The organism is Paenibacillus sp. P4_E11 (genome assembly GCF_056401635.1).
This window is the reverse complement of the sequence record NZ_JBFUIX010000172.1, coordinates 1-6232: the sequence shown is the minus strand read 5'-3', so window position 1 is coordinate 6232 and position 6232 is coordinate 1. Positions and strand designations below refer to the sequence as shown.

The following is a 6232-nucleotide window of genomic DNA, read 5'->3' as shown; positions in this document are numbered from 1 at the left end:
TACGCATAACGTCTCCGCATTCCCGACGCCTTACCGACTTAAGCTACGAAGTGGCGGGCGCGACCGCGCTTAGTCGGTACAGGTGTGTCCGCCTGATTCACTTCCCTGAAATGCCTCAGGTGGACCAAGGTCGGCGCAGCCGGCCGCAGTGGGAATGTATTGTTATACGAAGATCGGTTCTACTTGAAATACTTTCAATATATTTAAATCAGTCCTATATTTTTCAAAATTTTTATTTTCTCTTTAGGAATACATAACTCAAGGTCACCATTATCAACATCTAAGTCTTCTCTATCGACATATACTACGAAGTCTTCAGTGATGTTATTAAAGTGTGATTTCCAATTGTATTTGTTTAACTCCATTGAAACCTCGTTCATGATTTCGGAACATCTTACCCACCATTCAGCATCGTACCATTCTCCTTCAAATTCTTCAGATTCTCCACATACTTCTAAAAATTTTTCTAGTTTTTCTTCAAGTTCTCCATTATTTAAATCATTTTGATATCTCACTGGTTGATCCCCAGAATTCCATGCTCCCCACGTTCCAGCTTCTTCTTTCATTTCACTTCTTCTTGATTCAATACCAAGTTGGATAAGACCAACTAATGGATAGGCATCACTTCGATAAAGTGCAATGTAGCATACACTATCGTCTATAGGAGCTGGTATCTCTTTCACTGCATTTGGAATTAATTTAATTAATAAGTCTGTAATTTCAGTTTTTAAAGAATGCTTTTCAGTCATTTTTTTCATTTCTCCTTTATAAATATTGTTTTTAACCGATTTTCGTATAACGTTGTTGTATTCACGAACCCTCACTGGCTTAAGGGGCGCAGCCCCGGGTCTGACGGACTTAGCCAGTGCAGGGTTGTCTGCTGAGTCCGCTTCCTCGAAATGCCTCGGACAGACCAAGGAGCCGTAGGCTCCATAGCGTGAATACGGTGTTATCGGATGTTACCCTCTTCTTCGAAAAGCAAATAAATTTATTTATTGTATATTAAATCACTTATATAAGTAAATTTAGGTATCGTTCTTTCAAGTAGAATAAGTTCAATCCCTGTGTATTTATTGTTATAGAGATCCGTTATACAGCCTTGTATTTCTTTTCTTGCAACGACTTTATTAGATCTAAATAATATGGTCCAAACTCCTTCTGAATGGTAAATTGTAACAAGGTTATTGGGTTCAAAATTATCTTCAATTATGTTGTTACTGGCAAAACTTAAACCAATCCATTCATCTTCAGAATCAAATAATAGCTCACAAGTTAAATCAGATTCTCCTCCATTATTCAATTCTATGCACTGTGCTTTTGAAAAAAAATAAAAATAAACAAGAGTTAAGCCACTCTGTTTATAAAAGGTTAGTTTCATTTTTTATCCTTTCTTATTTAGTCTTTATATGTTCTAGGGTAATTTCCGATAACGTTGTTGTGTTCCCGAACCCGAGAGGCTTAAGGCGACGAAGTCGCCGGGTGGCTCCGCCACTTAGCCTCGCAGGGTTGTCTGCCTGATTCCGCTTCTCTGAAATGCCTCGGGCAGACCAAGGATCGCTTGCGATCCGCCGCGGGAACACGGTGTTAGATGAAGTCATTGCCCTCATGAATAACTTGGGACCCATAATCTTTCAATATTCTTTAATTCATTCGATTCAAAAGTCATCTTATAAATATCTGGCTTTGAAGTGCTGTTCCAAAAATCAAATCCATATTCTATATTGTAATAATTCATTATGATCGTCATTATATTTCCATGGGTTCCAATAACAACGCTCTTGCCTTTGTATTCACAAAGCAGTTTCTCTATTATCGGTATGGCTCTCTGCTGAGCCTTCCTGGTAGATTCACCGCCTTCTAAAAAAAAGTCTATATCAATAAACGACTTCTCTATCGCTCTCAGCAATTCTTCCCAAGGTGCCTTATTATCTAGTCCTTTAATCGGTCTTTCTCGAAGTTCTTCAAATTCAAAAATAGGTAACCCTTTCTTATCTGCTAGGTATTGCACGGTTTGAATGGCTCTTCTATAAGAACTGGAAACAACACAATTAACTTCGATGTCCTCAAATATACCAGCTATCCTTCTTGAATCTGCTAGTCCTTCTTCAGATAGTCCTCTTGCTTTTTCTTGTCCAAATACAAAGGGTGACTCTGCATGGCGCACCATATAAATTGTTGTTTTCATCTCTGAACCCCCAAAAGTATGTAAAATTTATTTGCAATGATTTCATCTAACGTWGTTGTATTCACGAACYCTCACTGGCTTAAGGCCRMAKGCCGGCCGCGACGCGGTTAGCCAGTGCAGGGTTGTCTGCTGATTCTGCTTCCCCGAAATGCCTCTTGCAGACCAAGGGACCATACAGGTCCCGTAGCGTGAATACGGTGTTATATGAAGTCTGAGCCTTCCTTGAACACGCCTTCAAATAGTCCTTCTATTATGTATTAAACTCTATTAAAAAGGGGTCTTGTTGGTTTATACAATATTCAATTCGTTCTTTAAAGTTCATAAACGTAACCATACTAAGAGCTTCATGCATTGTAAAATAACCAATTTCAAGACTCTCATTGGATGTTCTAAATTCCCCTCCTATAGGTCGCCCTAAAAATAATGTATTACAAATACAATCCTTAACGTTCTGAAAAATCCCACAAAATTTTATTATTTCGATGTCTATCCCGGTTTCTTCCTTAGTCTCTCTAATTGCAGCATCCGTTAATGATTCACCTTCTTCWACCACACCTCCTGGCATTTCCCATCCTCTTTCGGGTCCTCTAAGTAATAAAATCTTGTTTTCATCATTCARTACAATCGCAGCAGCGGATATAAAGTGCTTCGGAAGATTATGCATCAAAATTAGTCCTTTCATTATTAGGTTTGCTCAGATTTCATATAACGTTGTTGTGTTCACGAACCCTCACTGGCTTAAGGCCGAAGGCCGGCCGCGATGCGGTTAGCCAGTGCAGGGTTGTCTGCTGGAACCACTTCCTCGAAATATATCTTGTAGACCGAGAGGGCTTGTCCCCCGAAGCGTGAATACGGTGTTATACGAAGCTACRCTGTGATACTTACTCAAAGAACTTCAAATGGGTTTTGTTATTTCTATAATATTCCATTCTGTCTTTTAATTGTCCTGTATGAAATTCAAATTTATGYCCGTCCAGGTCTGTAAAATATATTGATTTCTTGTCCCTTTCATCTCTTTCTCTACCATGTAAAATATTCACTTCAAGTTTTATTAGTTTCTCTTTCCATCTTTCATAATCTTCTTCTTCGATCGTAAAAGCTAAATGAGKATAAGAGTATTGAATTTCATTTCTTGGTATGTCATTCTCTTCATTTAAGGCAATCCATRTCCCATTCAAATCAAAATAAGCCAGTTTTCTGCCAGTCACTAATAATTTAGCTTCAAAAACTTGCTCGTAGAAAGTAATGGATTTCTCTAAGCTTGTGACCGAAAAACAAATATGATTGACTCCTCGAATCTGCATAATATGATCTTCCTTTGGGCTTAAAAATGAATTCTTCAGTAGTTTCGTATAACGTTCCTGTATTCACGAACCCTCACTGGCTTAAGGCCGTAGGCCGGGCCGCGACGCGGTTAGCCAGTGCAGGTTGTCCGCCTGATCAACTTCTTAGAAATAGCTCCTGGCGGACCAAGGGCCGAACGGCCCGAAGTGTGAATACGGTGTTATATGAAGGATTGGCCCACTTCTTCGAATAAAGACAGACGTCGGCCCACAAATTAAGTTTAAATCTTTAAAGATATTAATTAGGTTAAGGTTTTAATACGGTTTTTAATACGGTTTTTAATACGGTTTTTAATCGTCTCTACTAGGATCAAATTCATCCTCAATTGTTGGAACTATAGGTGACAATAGTGAATCGTCCTTTAAGAGCAGTTTTCCTTTGGCTAATCTCCAAACAAAAAATTTATTAGTGTTCTCATTTGTTTCATTGAAATCATCACTATCATTGATATAAAGTAACCCATATGATCCAGGTAAGTTAGATGCTATCCAAGTAAAGATTTCAAGAACATATTGTTGTTTGTGATTATGAAGTCCACTTACTAAAAAAGAGTCTTGTCCATTATATCTTGTTATCTTTGATAAGTTCATTGAATCAATGTCTTTTATGTACTTGCAGAATTTATCGAATTCATCATCCTGTAGCTGTTCATTTGTATCATGTGAGTGATACCTCAATACGGCCCAGCCATGAAATTCAAACATAGAAATTCTCCTTTATTAAGCTTCAGCCCCAGGATGGGGCATTCGAATATGCCTTCAAAATTTATGGGTTTAGGCCAATCTTTCATATAACGTTGTTGTGTTCCCGAACCCTCACTGGCTTAAGGCCGAAGGCCGGCCGCGACGCGGTTAGCCAGTGCAGGGTTGTCTGCTGAGTTCGCTTCCTCGATAAACTTCTGCAGAACATGGTCGGTGTAGCCGACCGCTGTGGGAATACGGTGTTATGCGAAGTTTATTTCTCTCCATTAGTTAATTGATTGATTTTTACATACTTTATTAAATTATTTTCTTTCGGGAAGTATACGTAGATCGGAAATTGCATATCGCGGCTTGGTGGTAAATGATTTAGGATATATCTCTCGTTATCTATTGCAAACCTAAATATTAATGATTCGAGTTCTTCGTTGATCTTATTGGTTTCAACTCTTTTAATTTGATAGATTCCTTGCCTAGGTTTATAGAGATGTCTGAATAATGTTCTGTAAATCTTAAACAAAATGAAAATTAATAAATCACATGATAAGTAGATCAATACTATTTCCAAGTATTCCTCATCAGATATTAATTGTTTTAAATCATTGCTTAATTCAAATGAAATAAGAAACATAATGAGTATCACAGTCAAAAAGTTCCCAATAATACCAATTTCGGATAATTTCTTCGTCCATTTAAATTTTGTAAACCATGTACTTACCCATGCAGCAATTATTAATAAACTTGTCACTAAAAGAACAACTAGTAGCATAGAGCCAATAATGTTAATAACCGACTCTGATATAGACCCTAGGACTAAACTTGGAACAATCAATCCAGTGGTAATAATCAATGATAAGACAACAAGTTCAAAAAAGTCCTCCCATAATCTTATATTTTTAGGGGTAATGATTATTTCAATAATAGACTTATTAGTTGTTGTTACAATAAACCTAATAACTGCAAAAATACCAGCTATTATTGGTATAACCTTTACTAGTACTTCTATGAAATCTCCCACAACATCTTCTCCTAATGAAAAAATTTCGTATAACGTTTCCGCATTCCCGACGCCTTACCGACTTAAGCCACGAAGTGGCGGGCGTGACTGCGCTTAGTCGGTACAGGTGTGTCCACGTGAATCACTTCCCTGAAATGCCTCGGGTGGACCAAGGTCAGCGCAGCCGGCCGAAGTGGGAATGCATTGTTATATGATGGATATGCCTTCTCTGAATTCGCTAAAAAACTCTCTTAATATTTTTGGTTGGCTCAAGTAAATGTAATTTAAAGGATTTACAAAAACCCTCGATTCCAGGAAACAGGGTCTCAGGTGTAATATTCATTAATTTAAGATTTAAGATACAGTCTAGGATCATTGACTTCTTAATAACCAACTTATATGCAACTTCCTCGCCATCATTGCCTACACCATCTTCAATATCATATTTGGAAAGTAAAGAATCAAAGGTTCGATAATTTGAACTGGGGACTATAAATAATCCTTGTTGTCGAACAATTCGCTCATTCATTATTTGCGGTTCGTAAGGGTACACAAAAAAACCGTCCTGCTTACTTGTGAATAGCTTTCTTACTAAAGTTGCTTTCTCTCCATGATTTTTCTTGTTATATTCCCGTATGTATTCAATGTTTAATGCATATAAACAGAAATCCTCCGTTGCGTTCTCCACACCAAAAAATAAGCCAATATACGGTGAAAAAGTCCAATCCAATAGTCGTGTAGGTGCCCCATAATGTTGCATGATTGACAACCATTCAAGTCTATTAAAAGTGAATTCGTTGTTAGGTTCATCTTGTAAAATAGAAATGATATCCATGTAGTTGTCTGGATTCAAATTAAAGTGTAAATGTGATTGCGCCTTAAAAAGTCTTATTAATTCCAGTTCATAAATATTCTTTTTCTTCTCCCATTCCTGTCCACTACTCTTGAGCAAATCCTTAGCTTTATCAAGTTCTCTGTATAAGCTTGAAGTAAGTCTCCATTCTAGTG

8 protein-coding genes are annotated in these 6232 nt (G+C 37.5%); all 8 read right to left on the bottom strand.

The annotated features are described in order from the left end of the window. Positions 1 to 203: 203 nt before the first annotated feature. Complete coding sequence (locus AC1DWB_RS30330; RefSeq protein WP_477544828.1) at positions 204 to 749, bottom strand: hypothetical protein; 546 nt, start codon at positions 747 to 749, stop codon at positions 204 to 206. Positions 750 to 988: 239 nt separating this feature from the next. Beyond that, entirely contained in the window at positions 989 to 1378 is a 390-nt protein-coding gene (locus AC1DWB_RS30325; RefSeq protein ID WP_477544827.1) for a hypothetical protein, read from the bottom strand. Positions 1379 to 1603: 225 nt separating this feature from the next. Next, positions 1604 to 2185 carry a histidine phosphatase family protein gene (locus AC1DWB_RS30320; RefSeq protein WP_477544826.1) on the bottom strand — a complete coding sequence of 194 codons (582 nt, stop codon included), beginning with the start codon at positions 2183 to 2185 and terminating at the stop codon, positions 1604 to 1606. Positions 2186 to 2435: 250 nt separating this feature from the next. After that, positions 2436 to 2867: an NUDIX hydrolase gene (locus AC1DWB_RS30315; protein WP_477544825.1), complete on the bottom strand. Its 432-nt coding sequence runs from the start codon at positions 2865 to 2867 to the stop codon at positions 2436 to 2438. A 199-nt stretch (positions 2868 to 3066) separates the two neighbouring features. After that, positions 3067 to 3489, bottom strand: coding sequence for a metallothiol transferase FosB (gene fosB / locus AC1DWB_RS30310; protein ID WP_477544824.1), 423 nt, complete (start codon positions 3487 to 3489; stop codon positions 3067 to 3069). A 330-nt stretch (positions 3490 to 3819) separates the two neighbouring features. Next, positions 3820 to 4233 (bottom strand): Imm7 family immunity protein, encoded by a 414-nt coding sequence (locus tag AC1DWB_RS30305; RefSeq protein ID WP_477544823.1) that lies wholly within the window; start codon positions 4231 to 4233, stop codon positions 3820 to 3822. 250 nt (positions 4234 to 4483) lie between these two features. Next, positions 4484 to 5245, bottom strand: a complete 762-nt coding sequence (locus AC1DWB_RS30300; protein ID WP_477544822.1) for a hypothetical protein — start codon at positions 5243 to 5245, stop codon at positions 4484 to 4486. A 217-nt stretch (positions 5246 to 5462) separates the two neighbouring features. Further along, positions 5463 to 6232, bottom strand: a 770-nt coding sequence (locus tag AC1DWB_RS30295) for an FRG domain-containing protein (protein ID WP_477544821.1), incomplete at its 5' end; no start/stop codon positions are given.